11 protein-coding genes are annotated in these 14,085 nt (G+C 72.2%); 7 read left to right on the forward strand and 4 right to left on the reverse strand.

All coding sequences use genetic code 11. From position 1 onward, the window contains the following. Window positions 1-9: 9 nt before the first annotated feature. Window positions 10-615, reverse strand: coding sequence for a hypothetical protein (locus tag ACF1ED_RS15945; protein WP_391760684.1), 606 nt, complete (start codon window positions 613-615; stop codon window positions 10-12). Between the two features lie 340 nt (window positions 616-955). Here ACF1ED_RS15945 and ACF1ED_RS15950 point away from each other — a divergent pair, with 340 nt between their 5' ends. After that, window positions 956-1,612 (forward strand): hypothetical protein, encoded by a 657-nt coding sequence (locus ACF1ED_RS15950; protein ID WP_391760686.1) that lies wholly within the window; start codon window positions 956-958, stop codon window positions 1,610-1,612. An 89-nt stretch (window positions 1,613-1,701) separates the two neighbouring features. Here ACF1ED_RS15950 and ACF1ED_RS15955 read toward each other — a convergent pair whose 3' ends face one another. After that, the gene (locus tag ACF1ED_RS15955; RefSeq protein ID WP_391760688.1) at window positions 1,702-2,820 is read right to left on the reverse strand and encodes a serine hydrolase domain-containing protein; all 1,119 of its coding nucleotides are present in this window, start codon (window positions 2,818-2,820) and stop codon (window positions 1,702-1,704) included. A 188-nt stretch (window positions 2,821-3,008) separates the two neighbouring features. Here ACF1ED_RS15955 and ACF1ED_RS15960 point away from each other — a divergent pair, with 188 nt between their 5' ends. The 6 genes from ACF1ED_RS15960 to ACF1ED_RS15985 all read left to right on the forward strand — a co-directional run bounded on the left by ACF1ED_RS15960 (window position 3,009) and on the right by ACF1ED_RS15985 (window position 12,890). Next, the gene (locus ACF1ED_RS15960) at window positions 3,009-3,668 is read left to right on the forward strand and encodes a TetR/AcrR family transcriptional regulator (protein ID WP_391760690.1); all 660 of its coding nucleotides are present in this window, start codon (window positions 3,009-3,011) and stop codon (window positions 3,666-3,668) included. A 680-nt stretch (window positions 3,669-4,348) separates the two neighbouring features. Beyond that, window positions 4,349-4,618 carry a hypothetical protein gene (locus tag ACF1ED_RS15965; RefSeq protein WP_391760692.1) on the forward strand — a complete coding sequence of 90 codons (270 nt, stop codon included), beginning with the start codon at window positions 4,349-4,351 and terminating at the stop codon, window positions 4,616-4,618. Between the two features lie 727 nt (window positions 4,619-5,345). Beyond that, window positions 5,346-7,952 (forward strand): S8 family serine peptidase, encoded by a 2,607-nt coding sequence (locus tag ACF1ED_RS15970; protein WP_391760694.1) that lies wholly within the window; start codon window positions 5,346-5,348, stop codon window positions 7,950-7,952. Beyond that, window positions 7,949-10,900 carry an FG-GAP repeat domain-containing protein gene (locus ACF1ED_RS15975; RefSeq protein WP_391760696.1) on the forward strand — a complete coding sequence of 984 codons (2,952 nt, stop codon included), beginning with the start codon at window positions 7,949-7,951 and terminating at the stop codon, window positions 10,898-10,900. Before ACF1ED_RS15970 ends, ACF1ED_RS15975 begins: the two co-directional genes overlap by 4 nt. A gap of 356 nt (window positions 10,901-11,256) precedes the next feature. Continuing rightward, window positions 11,257-11,418, forward strand: coding sequence for a hypothetical protein (locus tag ACF1ED_RS15980; RefSeq protein WP_391760698.1), 162 nt, complete (start codon window positions 11,257-11,259; stop codon window positions 11,416-11,418). After that, window positions 11,415-12,890 (forward strand): glycosyltransferase, encoded by a 1,476-nt coding sequence (locus ACF1ED_RS15985; protein ID WP_391760700.1) that lies wholly within the window; start codon window positions 11,415-11,417, stop codon window positions 12,888-12,890. Before ACF1ED_RS15980 ends, ACF1ED_RS15985 begins: the two co-directional genes overlap by 4 nt. A 408-nt stretch (window positions 12,891-13,298) precedes the next feature. On the opposite strand, the gene ACF1ED_RS15990 is transcribed toward ACF1ED_RS15985, so the two are convergent. Both ACF1ED_RS15990 and ACF1ED_RS15995 read right to left on the reverse strand, forming a co-directional pair. Continuing rightward, window positions 13,299-13,490: an antitoxin gene (locus tag ACF1ED_RS15990; protein WP_391760702.1), complete on the reverse strand. Its 192-nt coding sequence runs from the start codon at window positions 13,488-13,490 to the stop codon at window positions 13,299-13,301. Between the two features lie 484 nt (window positions 13,491-13,974). Beyond that, window positions 13,975-14,085, reverse strand: a 111-nt coding sequence (locus ACF1ED_RS15995) for a DUF475 domain-containing protein (RefSeq protein ID WP_391760748.1), incomplete at its 5' end; no start/stop codon positions are given.

The raw sequence follows: 14,085 nt of genomic DNA on the forward strand, positions 1-14,085 counted from the left end.
GGTGCCGCGCTAGTAGGCGCCGCCGCGGAAGAACAGGCTGCCCGGATAACGCGGACGGTCGTGCCGGGGATGGGCCGCGTCCGAGCGGTGCGCCGCGGTGGAGTGTTCGGCGTCCGCCAGGGTGCGCAGCACGTTCAGGGCCGCCAGTACCGCCGACCGGTTGCCGGCCCGTTTCATCCACGCGGGCAGCCGCGGGATCATCGCCAGGGTCGGGCTGAGGCTGCCGCGCTCACGCAGCCGGGCCCCCACGTAGCCGGACAGCTCCTCGACATGGGCCCCGTTGTACGCCCCGAGCACCCGCCCGGCACATCGGGCCTGCAGCCACAGCGGGAACCGGAAGAAGGGGTCCTCGGTGCCGCCGATCGCCGCCCCGGCCAGTCCTTCGCCGCGGGGTTCGGCAGTCCACTCCCGTACCGCCCCGCACCCCGTACACGCCATCCGGCGCGGCAGGACCAGCAGCTCGCTGGACCAGCGGGGCGGGGCGAGGTCCGGCCGCGGCACCACATGGGCGCGGCCGCCGCATCGCGGGCAGACCACGAGGACGCGGTCGGTGAAGCGCACCAGCCAGACGTGCCGGTCGCGGTGGCGGACCGGGGCCCCGGAATCCTCGCTCATGCCCCCACCCTTTCATCAGCCCCGCCGTAACCGCATCCGTCCGCGGCCGCCCTCGGCCCGGTCCGCCGAGTCGGGAATGCCTCGGGGCCATTTGCCAGTGCCTCGCCGTACCGTCACGGCGTGACCGGACGAGCACCGGCAGAGGCCCCGTGGCGAGCACCGAACCGATGCCGGCTGGCCGTTCACCGCCACGCCGGGCGACGCCCGGCGAAGTGGAGATCCGCCGGCCCCGTGCCTCCCCCGTCAGGCGGGGCCGGTGCCGTGGCCGCGAACCTTCACCGGGTCGCCGGCCGGGTGGTCGACAGGAGGGGGCTCCTTCCGGTCGCGGTACGGTTCCGTCATGTTCCGATCAGCCGATGTCACCCCCTCCCGGCCCCCCGTCAGCGCGGATGACCTCGATCTCGCCGTGCGGCTTGCCGTGGCGGTCCTCCGCGAGGCGCCTCCGGCCGCTTGGGAGGGCAAGGCCGGTTCGCTGGAATGGGACTGCTGGGAAACGGTCGAGCACCTCAGCGACGACCTCTTCGCCTACGCCGCGCAACTGGGCCCCAGCACACCGCCCCTGGACGGCGACGTGCCCTTCGTATGGGAAAGCCGACGCCCCGGCGGCCCGGCGAACGCCATTCACGCGAACCGCGAAGCGGGGCCCGCGGGCCTGCTCCAGGTCCTGGAGGCGAGCGGCGCGCTGCTGGTCGCCATGGTGCGCACGGCATCTCCGCGGACCCGCGCTCACCACGTCTTCGGCGTCTCGGACCCCGAGGGTTTCGCCGCGATGGGGATCGTGGAGACCCTGGTGCACACGCACGACCTGGCAGAAGGGCTCGATCTCGCGTGGAGCCCGCCCGCCGGTCTGTGCGCGCGGGTGCTCGCCAGGCTGTTCCCGGACGCACCGTCGTCCACGGACAGCTGGACCACCCTCCTGTGGGCCACCGGACGCGCCGAACTCCCCGGACACCCCCGCCTCACCACATGGCGCTGGGACGGCACGCCCCGCGCATAGGCCCATGTGACGCGATCCGGGCGCTGCTGACCCCGGCGGGGGCCGGGGCCGTCAGGAACAGGGCGCCGGTGACTTCCGCGCCGGCCCGGTCAGCCGTACATCGCCACGCGGTACAGAGCCGCGAGCGCGTCGTCGATGGGATGGGGCCGCGGCTTGCCGGAGGAGTCGAACCCGTTCCACCTCTGCAGGTTCACCGCGACCGCCATCCGCCGCTTGCCGTCGGCACGGATCATGGCCAGCGTTCCACCGCCCCAGACCGTGCCGCCGTGGCCCCAGAAGACGCCCTGCCCGGGTCCCTCCATCGGGTACAGGCCGAGTCCGTAGTCGATTATCTTCCCCTCCTGGGAGACGATCGGGACGGTGCGCTGCATCTGCTCCAGCGACGACGGACTGACGATCTCTCCGGCCAGCAGCATGCCGAAGAAGCGGTTGAGGTCGCCGACGGTCGATGTCAGCGAGGCCGACGGTCCCGCGTACGACATGTCGAAGACGCTGTAGTCGCGCGGCGGGTCGATCATGCCGAACCACGCCTCGTAGAGCCGCGAGTGCGGTCCGTCGACGTACGGTCCTGCGGGGAATCCGGTGTCCCGGAGCCCGGCGCGCTCGATGACGTTCCGGGTGATGCACAGCTCGGCCGTCGTGCCGCTCACCTCTTCCAGGAGTTGGGAGAGGAGCAGGTAGTTGGTGTTGGAGTACACCCCCGGAGTGCCGCCCGGGGTGCCGACGGCCGGTGCGGTGACCCCCATCTCGATCAGTTCGACGGGGTCGAACCGCGTATGCCGGTGGTCGTCCAGGCTCTGCGGCCCGGTCTCCGCGGCGACGGGCAACGCCTTGAGGGAGGGGTAGGCGTACGGGAGGTACTCGGCGAGGCCGCTGGTGTGGTTGATCAGCATCCGGACCGTGATCGCGTCACCGCGTTCCCCGGGGACCAGACGCGGAAGGTACCGGCCGATCGGTGTGTCGAGCCCGAGGCGCCCGCTCTCGACCTGCTGCAGGACGGCGGCGGCGGTGAAGGTCTTGGTGACGCTGCCGACGCGGTGGCGCAGGTCGGCGGTGACGGGTCGGCCGGTGGCGAGGTCGGCGATCCCGGCGGCGCCGCGCCAGACCTGGTCGCCGTCGCGCACTTCGGCGAACAGGCCCGGCATCCCGGCGCCGTGGACGTTCTCCAGGGCGGCGTCCAGCGCCGCGCCGTCCAGTAAGTTCCTCACGCTGTGCGTCCTTTCGGAGTGTTCCGGGCGAACTCCAGGCCGGGTGGTCCGGCCTGGGCGACAGGGCGTGCGCGATGCACCGGCCGGCTGCCGTCGTGCGGCCCGGCACACCCATGTCCTCGTTATGCACGCGGTGCGTGCAACGCCAAGTGCATAGGTTAGAGTCGGGGCTCGGCGAGAGGAGAGACATGGCAGGTCGCAGGCGCTGGTCGACCGAGGAGATCCTGGACGCGGCAGCGGAGTTGCTCGTCACGAGCGACACGGAGTCGTTCAGCGTGCGCAAGCTCGCCGCGACGCTCGGGACCGACTCCTCCAGCCTCTACCGGCACTTCCGCAGCAAGACGGAACTGCTGCGGGCGGTCGCCGACCGGATCCTCCTGGCCTCCATGGATGGCCATCGCCCCGAGGGCGACTGGAAGCAGCGCCTCACCGCTCTGGCCCTGCGCCTGCGGGAGGCCTTCGGCCGGCAGCCCCAACTCGCCGCGGTCTGGGGGCGGTACGCGTCCGGCGGCGCCGGCTCCCGGCTGGTCATGGAAGAGGTGCTGCAGGCCCTGCGCGCGTCAGGACTGCCCGACGAGGAGATCCCGGCGCGCTACCACCGGCTCGCGGTCCTCATCTCCGCGCTGATCGCCTCCGAGGCGGGGGTCAGCACCATGTCCTCGGAGGAGTGCGAACAGGGCATGGAGCTGTTCCGCGTCGCGGTGCTGGGCGCCGATCCCGAACGCTTCCCCGCCCTGGCCCACTTCGCCCGCGACGTCCGCCCCCTGGGGGTGGATCGCCGCGCCGCGTTCGAGGAGATCCTCGCCGCCCACCTCGCCCACATCGAGGCCGAGATCCGCCCGGGCTAGAGGGGTCGGCGCGCGGCGGGACGCCCAGCACGGCGCCGGTGGTACCGGTGGCGGCTGCCTTCTGGACGAGCGACCAGGCGACCGAACCGTCCGCGCCGTTCAGCCCGGCCCCGCCCACGGGGACGCCGGCGCTCGCCGGGGCCATGCCGCGCGGGACCGGTATGGGGCGCGGACCTCCCCCTCGGAGGCCGACAGGCCGACGAAGACAGGGGTGCCGATCTCCGCCGGGACGGCCCACTCCCGCTTCACGCTCCGTTGTCGCCGGTGAAGACCGCGAGGCGGGCATAGTGGGCCCCGCCGCAGTCGGCGGCGACGGTGGAATCCCGGTCGTCCAGGTAGGAGACGACGATCCCGCCGTCGACGGCCCGCAGGCCCCGAGCTGGAGAGCGTGGCCTCGGCGACGGTGTACTCCGGCTCGGCGTCGCCCTGGACGTCGCCGATCTCCAGCGCCGTGGCCACGGCGCTGACGCGGGCGCTGCGACCGGTGTGGCCGCCGCCGGCGGGGGCGTAGGCGGTGATCCCGTACGTCATGCCCTCGTCGTGGGCCGACTGCTCCAGGGCGACGATCCTGCCCCGGGCGGGGTCGAGGCGGAGCTGGCGGACGCAGTTCCGGCCGGGGGCGTAACGCAGGGCCTGGTCAAGGTGGCGACGGAAGTGTGCCTGACCAGTAACCTCCTTTCATGCGCGACTGGTTGAGAAGAACCCCGGCGCCTCTTCTATGGGGTGCACTGTGGCTGGCCCTGACCACGTTCTGGTGGATCGGTGGTCAGTTCACAGAGAAGTCGAGGTCTCTGATCTCGTGTGCTGTCTGGGCCGGGTTTCAGACAGGGGTTCCGATGGCCATCGTGAAGCTGCGCGAGTACTTCGGGTCGTTCGCCGTGGGCGCAGATTCGATTCGAAGTGGAGAGAGCCCTCCCGTGGCTTACCCGGCCGGCGAGAAGCAGGATTGAGGCGGACACCGCGCCATCCTGCGTCCGCAGACGCAGATCGTTTTCTCCGGAGTCACCTCGCTGACCAGACGAAGAGGGCGCCGGTGCGAAGTCCGGCGAGGTAGACGGTGACGATCTTGTCGTAACCAGTGGCCGAACCGCGCCACTGCCTGGTCTTGTTGACGCACCGCTCGACGGTGTTGCGCTGTTCGTAGCCCCCGCGGTCGAAGGCCGGCGGACGGCCACCTCACTGGCCGCGCCGTTTGCGGTGCGCGGCCTGGCCGAAAGGGTGCGGGAGCCCCGCCCGGATTCCACGTCGGCGGAGAGGGGCGCGGACCGCGCGAGAGGAACGCCAGGGGAAGGGGCCTTGTCGGCCAGGCCAGGCCAGGCCAGAACGGCGCGAGCGTGCACCCACACGTCATCGTGACCGGCGCCGGCCACGACTCCGCACCGCCGATCGAGCTCACGACCCGGCCGCCGGCCGGCACGTCGAGTCGCGTCATCGCGCTTCCCCAGGCCGACCGCGCTTTGCGTCATCACCGGCTGCGGAGCAGGGCCGTTGGACCGGCTGCCGGTCGGGTGGGGGACCTGTCGTCGTCGACGCGCCCCGTGGTGGGAAGCGACCGCGGACGGCCAGTAATGCCCCAGTAACGCGCTTCCCCTAGCGTGCGGCACCACCCGGTCCGCGCCGGTGAGAACCACCTGGCCGACCGGTGAACCCCCGTTGCGAAGAAGCGAGTTCCCTCAGATGAATGTCTCCCGCATACCCCGACGCCGGGTCAGCGCGTGGGCGGCGGCCACCCTCGCCGCCGTGCTCGGCGGTTCGGCCACCGTGCTACCCCAGTCCGCGGCCGCCTCGCCCCCCCGTCACGCGCAGGTCGACGCCGCCGTGCTCGACGCCGTGTCGGCCGGTGAGCAGTCGCGGTTCTTCGTCGTCCTGAAGGACCAGGCCGACCTGTCCGCCGCGAAGAAGGCGAAGGGCCACGGCGCCCGGGCGAAGGCCGTCTTCGACGCGCTCAGGACGGAGGCGGCGGACAGCCAGAAGCCGTTGCGTTCGTTCCTGGACCGCAAGAAGGTCGGGTACGAGTCCTACTGGATCGCCAACACCCTGCTGGTGACCACCGCCGACAAGAACGTCGTCGAGGAGCTCGCCGCCCGCGCGGACGTGGCGGGCATCGTCAAGGAACGGGCCTACCGCCTAGACGACGTCGAAGCGTCCTCCCGGGCCGCCGGTACCACCGACTCGGCTACCCCCGGCTCGGGTACCACCGACTCGGCTACCCCCGGCTCGGGCACCGCTGCCGACGCGGCCGGTGCCGTCACTCCCGAGTGGGGCGTCGCGGACATCAGGGCCGACCAGGTCTGGGACCAGTACCAGGCCGAGGGCGAGGGCATCGTCATCGCCAACGTCGACAGCGGCGTGCAGTGGGACCACCCCGCGCTGAAGGCCGGTTACCGAGGCTGGAACGGCACCGCGGCCCATCACGACTACAACTTCTACGACCCGAGCGGCCGGTGCGGCACCGGCGGTGCCCCGTGCGACAACACCGGGCACGGCACCCACACCATGGGCACCATGGCCGGCAGCGGCGGCATCGGCGTGGCACCCGGCGCCCGCTGGATCGCCGCCAAGGGCTGTGCGGACGACCACTGTTACGACGGCGACCTGCTCGCGGCGGGCCAGTGGATCCTGGCGCCGACCGACCGCAACGGCGACAACCCGCGGCCCGACCTGGCCCCGAACATCGTCAACAACTCCTGGGGCGGCGGCAACACCGACTTCTACCAGGACATCGTCGACGCCTGGAACGCGGCCGGCATCTTCGAGGCGTTCGCCAACGGCAACGACGGCGACGGCGTGACCTGCTCCACCGCCCGCGCGCCCGGCGCGCAGGGGTCGTCCTACGCCGTGGGCTCCTACGATTCCTCCGGCAGGATCGCGACGACCTCCGGCTTCGGCCCGTCGCTCAACGACGGCTCGACCAAGCCGAACATCGCCGCGCCCGGCGTCAACATCCGCTCCGCCTGGCCCGGCGGCTCCTACAACGCCATCAGCGGCACGTCGATGGCCACTCCGCACGTCGCGGGCACCGTCGCCCTGCTGTGGTCCGAGGCCCCGTCCCTGATCGGTGACATCGACGCCACCCGGGCCCTCCTGAACGAGACCGCCCGCGACGTGGCGGACACCCACTGCGGCGGCACCGCGGGCTTCAACAACGTCTGGGGCGAGGGCAAGCTCGACGCCCTGGCCGCCGTGGACGCCGCTCCGCACACCAAGGCGGTCGTCACCGGGAAGGTGACCGACAAGGACACCGGAGCGGTCGTCGCGGGCGCCACCGTGACCGTGAAGGGGGGCGACACCAGCCGTTCAACCGTGAGCCGTGACGACGGCACCTACCGGTTCACCGTGCCGGCCGGCAGCTACACCGTGACCACCGGCCACTACGGCTACACCGACCACACCGCCACGTACGAGGTGGCCGCCGGCGAGAACGCCGACCGCCCGATCGCGATGACCGCGGTGCCGCACCACGCCGTCACCGGCACCGTGCTGGACGCCCAGGGCGCGCCGCTCGCCGGCGCCACCGTGGAGGTCATCGGCGCCCCGGTCGACGCCGCCACCACCCGCGCCGACGGCACGTACACCCTGCCGGACGTCGCCGAGGGCAGCTTCGGCCTCGGCTTCACCCCGCCGAACCCGGCGCGGTGCAACGGGCCCTCGAACCGCGTACTGACCGTGGACGGCGCCGAGACGGCGGACGTCCGGCTGCCTCGCCGCACCGACGCCTCCGGCACCACGACCTGCGCCCCGGCGCCGTACGGCTGGATCAAGGGCAGGACCACCCTCGCGCTCTCCGGCGACGAGGACGCCACCGGGGTCCGGCTGCCGTTCCCCGTCGACTTCTACGGCGTGCGGTACACCAGCCTGAACGTCACCACCAACGGCCTGGTCAACTTCCTCTCCCCGCGCCTCGGCGACCTCACCAACACCGACCTGCCGAACGCCACGCAGCCCAACGGCATCATCGCCGCCTACTGGGACGACCTGGTCGTCGACAAGCGCGCCAGCGTGCAGACCGCCGTCAACGGCGCGGTGGGACAACGGACGTTCGCGGTGGTCTGGAACAACGCCGCTTCCGCCGGCGACAGTTCCGCGCGCGTCACCTTCGAGGCCGTCTTCGACGAGGCCACCGGCGCCGTCACGCTGCAGTACGCGGACGTCGCGGCCGGCGGCGCTTCGGCGACCGTCGGCGTCGAGAACCAGGCGGGGACCGACGGGTTCGCGTACTCCTTCGACAGGAGCGCGCTGACCGACGGCACGGCGATCCGCTTCACCCAGGGGAGCAACCGATGAAGAACACCTCCAGGCGGGCCCTGCGCCTCGCTTCGACCCTGGCCGCGGCCGGACTGGCGCTGAGCGCCGTCCCGGCCGTGCACGCCGACGACGGCAGCGGGATGCTGACGCTCAGCGAGGCGCAGGCCGAGACCCTGCAGGAGCAGGTGCGGCTCGACCCGTACAACCAGACGGAGAACCACGTCACGGACGGCGTCGACGCGCCCGGCGCGTCCGACGACCGCGAGTCCGACGAGGGCGCGTCCGGCGGTACCGCGGACGGCACCTCCGACAACTCGGACACCACCGCCGACCCCGGTACGACCGGGGACTCCGCCGCCATCGCCGCCGGGGGCGTCACCGTCACCACCAAGGGCGCCGTGGAAGGCGTCCAGGGGATGGCCGACACCGTCCCGCTGGCCGGCACGGACGGCGACTACCTCGCCATCAGCAGCCTGGGCGTCATCCAGCGCCTGCACCGCGACGGCGGCAAGGTGTGGAGCCGCGCCAACGCCTCGTACTACGACGACTGGAAGGTCACGCCGCTACGCGTCTGGCAGAAGGACCCCAAGCCGGTCCGCGTGCTGATGGGATACAACGCGGTGAGCCCCTTCACCCCCGCCTCCGACCTGGGCTACGACACGGGCGACCTGACGGGGGACGGCGTCGCCGACCTCGCCGTGACCATGAGCGTCGGGATCGACCCGTACCGGCCCTTCACCAGCCCCGGCTCCGCGCTGCCCAACGGCACGTTCGTCTCGGTCCTGGACGGCGGCACCGGCGAGACCCTGTGGTCGAAGCTGTACGCCTACGCGGGCGCCGTCCGGCTCGCCGGCGACACCCTGGTCATCGCCGACTCCCCGGCGGGCAACCTCAACCGGCCCGCGGGCGCCACGGCCACCCTGAACGGCATCCGCTTCGGCTACGCCGACGGCAAGCTGACGCCGGCCGCCACCTGGACGCACGACACCGGCAGGACCGGCACCACGTACTGGGGCGGTCTGCAGGAGCTGCCGGGCGGGAAGGTCGCCGCGTCCTTCAACGACGGCAAGACCACCGCCATCCCCGCCGCCGGCCACACGGTGGTGGTGGACACGGCCGACGGCAAAGCGGCCTGGCAGGAGGACGGCACGCTGTACAGCCGCCAGCTGGAGTACGACGCCGGCCGCGGCCGGATCGTCGCGCTGGAGCAGTCGGCCCCCACCGACGGCGTGCGGTACCAGGTCGCCGCGTACGACCCGGCCGACGGCACCCGCACGACCCTCGACACCCGGATCAACGCGGTGCCGCTCGCCCTGGAGGTCGGCGACCTGCGGGGGACCGAAGGCGAGGCCGAGTACGCGGTCAGCGAATCCACCCTCGACTCCTACCTGAACATCAACTCCAGCAGCGTGCGGGTCCTGGACGGCACGCCCGGCTCCCCGCAGCTGTGGTCGTACACCCTGAAGCGGTCCGGTGACGGCGGCAGCCCAGCCGGCATCTGGGGCCTGGACATCGTGAACCGGCGCCTGGTCGCCACCATGCAGGAGGACCGCGGCCTCCACGACGGCGAGAACCGCGGCGGCTCCCGGCTCGCCCGGATCGCCGTCCTGGCGGGCCCCACCGGAAAGACGGCCTGGGAGCACGCCGGCGTGGTGTCCTCCCCGATGTTCGCGCAGCCGTGGAAGGACGCCGACGGCTGGCACGTCCGCACCGCGGACGGCGAGCAGAACGTCCTCGACTACGGCCTCGCCACCGGGACAGTGGAGCACGTGAACCCGCTGCGCGGCGACGTGTCCTACGCCGAGGCCGTCGACGTCGACGGCGATGGCAACAAGGACGTCGTCATGGGCGGAGAGTCGCGCGGCCTGTGGGCCTATGACGGCCCGTCGTGGGCGGCCGGCCGTCCGAAGGCGCTGTGGCAGGCCGTCATGCCGGGCGGGGTGCACGGCATCGAGCTCACCGACACCGACGGCGACGGCCGGTCCGAGATCCTCGTCGCGGCCGACAAGGCGGCCGTGCTCGTCGACCGCGCCACCGGCAAGGTCCGCACCACCATCGACGCCGGCGGCCAGTACGTGCACACCGTCACCGGCGCCGACCTCGACGGCGACGGCCGGTCCGAGATCGTCGTGCCGACCGACCGGGTGCGCGCCTACACCGCCGCCGGCAAGCTGAAGTGGTCGTACGCGGCCCCGGAGTCGGACGTCGTCTTCTCGGACGCCGTGGTGACCGAAGGCCGGGTGCACGTCGAGTACAACACCCGGGGCTCGATCGACGTCACGACCCCGGCGATCGACGGCGTCGCCCTGGACGCGGTCACCGGCGGGCTGCTGTGGCAGGCCCGTCCGAAGAGCCCGGTCGCGGGCGTGCCGCTGCGCGCCGCGGTGCTCCGGGGCGGCACCTTCGCCTCGAAGGAGATCCCGTACGCCGACGGTCACGCCGTCGTCTACTCCTGGGTCGGCCGCAACACCACCGGCGCCGCCACCTGGCCGATGTTCACGGAGATCCGCGACGGCCGCACCGGCGAGGTGCTGCACTCCAGCACGGGCGGCACGTTCCTGCTGCACGGCAACTACTTCGCCCATGACGGCGGTCTGTACGCCGTGGGCTACTCGGCCGTGCACTCCTGGACCGCCGCGGGCGACGGCAACACCTTCATGGGAGCGGTCGTCAAGAGCGGCGGGACGGCCGTCGGCCCCGGTGGCCGCGCGCTGTTCGTGGCGGGCTCGCAGACCGGCAACTTCGTGTACGACGCGTCCGTCCTCACGGCGGGCCGCCAGTACCCGCCGACGCTGGCGAGCTTCGCCCCGCTGGGCGCCCAGCGGTACCTGGCGGCCGACCTCGACGGCGACGGCGTCGACGAGCTGGTCGGCCTCAACGAGGACGAGCACGGCTACGACCGGGTGGCCCACCTCTCCGGGGGCGGCCTGTACCTGCCGAACGACCTCATCCACTACACGGCGGTGGGGAAGCTGACCGCTTCCTGACCCCCCTGACCTCCCACGGGGGAGGAGGAACGACGATGCCCGGCACCTCGATCAGGCGCCGGGCATCGTCCTGCCGGCCGGCGCCGCCCTTCCGGGTGAGGCCGCCGGTGCCCCACGGGGCACCGTCACCGAGGAGCTCGCCGCGGCCCTGGTGCCCGGACCGCTCCAGCAGAGCGTGCCCGAGCCCGGGCGTGACACGGCGTCCTGCGCGGCCGGCGGAGCGGATCCTGTTCCCCGGAGACCCGATCGGCCGCATTCGGCCGCCCCGACACGTCCGTGAGGGTGACCCGGGAAGCCGCGAAGTTCATATGAACCATATATGGGAGGTGAAGGTCATTCTCTGATGAGGAGGCGTTATGCCCTACGGTTCGATCGTGGGTCCCGGCAGCACCCTGGCGGCCACCGGCCTGGCGACGGGTCAGGTGTGGCTGGTGGCGATCAGCGTGGTCGCCGTCCTGGTGGGCGTGGTCGCGGTGAGGACCTCGTTCCGTCGCGGCAAGGGTCCGGTCGAGCGGTGAGCCCGAAGTTCCTGAGCCGCGGACGCGGCCGAAGACGCGGTGCGCCCGCCGTCGCCGCGGCGGCCGTGAAGCCCGTGCCGAAGCGGTGGCCCGGCGTGGCGCCGCTGCCCCGCGCGTGGCACGCCTCCTCGCTCGGCCTGGTCCTGCTGGGCGCGGTGCCGCTGACGGCGTTCCTCGCCTGGGGAGTGGCGCACGTCTACAGCACGATCGCCGCGCTGGTGGGCGGGAGCCAGAGCATGGTCCTGCCGTGGCTGGTGTCGTTCCTGCTGCTGTGGTGGGTGCCGCTGTCCTGGCTGGAGCGGCCCCGCGCCGCCACCCCCCAGGCGCAGGCGGAACTGGACCGGCTGCGGGTCACGGTGCAGATCCCGGTCTACAACGAGGACCCGGACGCGCTGCGCGGCTGCCTGCACTCGCTACTGGTGCAGACCCGGCCGGTGGACCGGATCCGGGTCGTCGACGACGGCTCCGTCCACGACGACGGCACCCCCATGACCTACGACGACGTCCGAGCCCAGCTGTTCGAACGCGCCGCGTCCCTCGGCGTCCAGGTCACCTGGGACCGCACCCCCAACCGCGGCAAGCGCCACGCCCAGATGCACGTCCTCGCCGACGACGACGCGGACGTGTTCGTCACCCTCGACAGCGACTCCCTCCTCGACCCCGAAGCCATCGGCGAAGGGCTCAAGCCGTTCGCCGACCCGAAGGTCACCTCCGTCGCCGGACAGGTCGTCGTCCTCAACCACGACGCCAACGCCCTGACCCGGATGATCAACCTGCTCTACCTGCCCTTCACCCGCGGCCTGCGGTCCGCCCAGTCCGTCCTGGGCCGGGTCACCATCAACTCCGGCACCCTCGCCTTCTACCGCGCCCACATCGTCCGCCAGGCGGCCGGCGTCTACGAGAACGAGACGTTCCGCGGCCGGCCGATGCAGATGAACGACGACTCCATGCTCACCTTCTACGGACTCCTCGCCGGCGACACCGTCCACCAGCCCTCGTCGCTCGTCTTCACCCTCGCCCCCGAACGCTGGTCCCACTACCTGCGCCAGCAGATGCGCTGGATGCGCGGCACCACCGTCCGCCACCTGTGGTGGCTGCGCTACATGCCCCTGACGGGCGTCGTCTTCTGGTCCACCGTCGCCGAATACGTCCACATCGCCCTCGGCATCGCCATCCCCGCCGTCATCCTCGCCGACCCCGACCTGCGCACCCACACCAGCGCCCTCGTCACCGCCGGCATCGTCATCGGCACCGCGATGAGCTACCTGATGGCCCTGCGCCTGTTCACCGTCCACCGCACCGACATGCGCCTGCGCCAGACCCTCCTCCTCTTCGCCCTCGCCCCCCTCGCCTCCGCCTGGCGCGCCTTCGTCCTGCGCCCGCTGTACTTCTACGCCATGGCCACCTGCCACCGCGTCAACCACTGGGGCACCCGCACCAGCATCGAAGTCACCCGCGCGCAGCCGGCCTGAGTGCTCACGGAGGCACCCCTGACGTGCCGCCCTGCTGGTTCGGCGGGGACCGTTCCCCCTCACCCGGGGGAGACCACAGTGGCCGACCGCCTGAACGGACAGCTCGGCCCGTACCCGCCGGACCGGAAGGAAGGCGACCGCTCGGTGCGGGCAAAGACCCCCCTGGTCCCCTGGGCCCGTACGGACAGCGTCCGCCGCCGGGTCCAGGAGGGTCTCACCGGGATCGGGGACTTCGGGGTGCGGCCGTTCGCCGTCGCGTGGGTGAAGCGTCCCGGTGCCCGGACCGAGGGCGGATACGCCGACACCTCGATCCGTACGCACGCACGCGGCGATCGTCAAAGCCCTGCGGGAGGCCGCTCACCCGCGTCCGCCGGCCCGGTTCGGTCATCGAGTCGACGCGTGCTGCCCTCACCGAGGCGGCGGCTGCTGCCCCTGGTCTCCGCCGAACTGCTCCTTGAGCTTGTCCTGGGCGGTGTCCACCTGGCTGCTGTACTTGCCCTGGGTCTTCTCGTCGACGAAGTCCCCGGCCTTGTCGACGCCCTGCCCGGTCTTTTCTTCGTGACCCTTCAGCATTTCCTTGAGCTTGTCCATCATCGACATCGTGGCGCTCCTTAGGACTGGTCTTCAGGTGCCGCCACCAGGATCACCCCTCACGACCGGGGTCGCATCCGCTGGGATTCCGACCTCCGAGCGAAGGGCTTGTACGGACGCGTGCGGCAGATCCTGGACCGCCTGGAGCAGTGGCGGGACCACCAGCCCGGCGAGCGGGAGGCCCCGCCGTCCGTGGAGCGACGGCCGGGCGTCTCGTTCACCGTTCGCGAGCACGAGGAAGACGGGGTCCGTACCCGTTCCGGCCGACGTCACCCAGGCGTTCGCCCGGTACGGAACACGCGTACGGCCCTTCAGCCAGGTCGGCCAACGTGCCACCGCACGGTCCGTGGAGCACTTCACCCGCACCGGCAGGAAGGACCGCCTCACCACGCTCACCCACGGGCCGGGCGAACTCGCGGGCAGGCTACGCCCGCGGGCCGGGGCGCTCCCGGCACGGGAGCCGACCGGGCGCTCTCCGGGTCGCGGGCCCCGGTCAGACGTTGTCCTTTGCCGCCAGTGCCTTGTTGCGGCGGACGGAGGACCAGAAGGACCAGGCGATCAGGACGACGCCGATGAGGCCGGTGATGACCTCGTTGATCTCGTA

It is taken from the genome of Streptomyces sp. NPDC014656 (assembly GCF_043084305.1).
In the GTDB taxonomy this organism is placed as follows: domain Bacteria; phylum Actinomycetota; class Actinomycetes; order Streptomycetales; family Streptomycetaceae; genus Streptomyces.